General features: G+C 32.8%; 1 protein-coding gene and 1 pseudogene. One reads left to right on the top strand and one right to left on the bottom strand.

Features of this window, described 5'->3' with window-relative positions:
* A pseudogene (locus DRW42_RS28955) lies at positions 1–651 on the top strand (restriction endonuclease subunit S); the annotation flags it as partial.
* On the opposite strand, the gene DRW42_RS28365 reads toward DRW42_RS28955, so the two are convergent.
* On the bottom strand, positions 644–1,324 hold a 681-nt coding region (locus DRW42_RS28365), incomplete at its 5' end, for a restriction endonuclease subunit S (protein WP_208643673.1). The pseudogene DRW42_RS28955 and the gene DRW42_RS28365 overlap by 8 nt on opposite strands.

Consider the following 1,324-nt stretch of genomic DNA (forward strand, 5'->3'; position numbering starts at 1 on the left):
GAAACCCAAAGCAAAATAATTAACAACTTAAAATCTCAAATTAAGTGTGTGCTTAAAGGTCTGCAAGCAAAAGGCAGCACAAGGGGCTGGAGAAATTTTTTTCTGCGCGAAATACTTGTGGAGCGAAATGAACGAAACGTTGCTAAAAATGCTGTGTTTTCCGTATCAGTAAGCAAAGGTCTAATTAACCAAATTGAACATTTAGGAAGATCCTTTGCTGCAAAGGACACATCAAACTATAACGTAGTTCACAATGGTGATGTTGTCTACACGAAAAGTCCAACTGGGGAGTTCCCCTACGGTATCATAAAACAAAGTTTTCAAAACAAAAAAGTAGCAGTTTCACCATTATATGGTGTTTATATTCCTAGAAGTATATATATTGGAAATATTATTCATTATTATTTCGATAATCCAATTAGTGCAAATAATTATTTACATAGCTTGGTACAAAAAGGTGCAAAAAATACCATCAACATTACCAACTCCAATTTCCTCAATAACAAAGTAAATCTTCCTACGTCTCAAAATGAAATTATCTCTATTGCCAAAACTTTAAATCTCATCACCGAAAAAATCACGTTAGAAGAGAAACTTTTGTATCACCTTAAGTGTCAAAAAAAATACTTCTTGCAGAATCTCTTCATATAAATAAATTTGAGAGAATATGTTGCTTTTGGTATTTATAACTGCTCAAAATTTTTTTTTCAACCTCCAGTTTGGACTCCATTAAAGTAAAAACTTCTGCGATTTTCGTTTGTTCATCATATGACGGAACAGGAACAGTGAATTGAGTTAAGACTTCTTTAGTAATTGTTTTTATTATCCCACCTGGTGCTTTTTCTTTTTCAACTTCAAAAAGCAAAAATATGGCATATTTAAAAAAATCGATGTTTATATCTCTCTGGAAAGACTGAAAAATTAACAATGTGCGATCAATATAGGCATCGAAGTCTGTTTTTGCTACACGTCCAATTGAACCTTGTATTGTGAGGATTAAAGTTCCTTTTTTTGCAAACACACTTTGCTCTGTAGCCAATTGGCTGATTTTGTTTTTTGTTTTGTTCTTTAAACGCATATTCTCCCCAACATCAAATACTTGAATAAATGGAAATCCTTCAGCTTGATCATACCATTTTGGCAAACCGTATGGTTGTGGAAAACTTCCCCTTCGGAATGTTGCAATATTTCCCAATTTCTCGATTTCCCATTTAGGATAGTCTTTCCCATTTTTGTCTTTAAATGTAATCTCACTAGAAAGAAGTTTGATGACCAGGTTCTTAAATTGAGTTTCTAAATCTTCAATTATTTTGCTTTGGGTTTC

It is taken from the genome of Pedobacter miscanthi, from assembly GCF_003315595.1.
Lineage (GTDB): Bacteria > Bacteroidota > Bacteroidia > Sphingobacteriales > Sphingobacteriaceae > Pedobacter > Pedobacter miscanthi.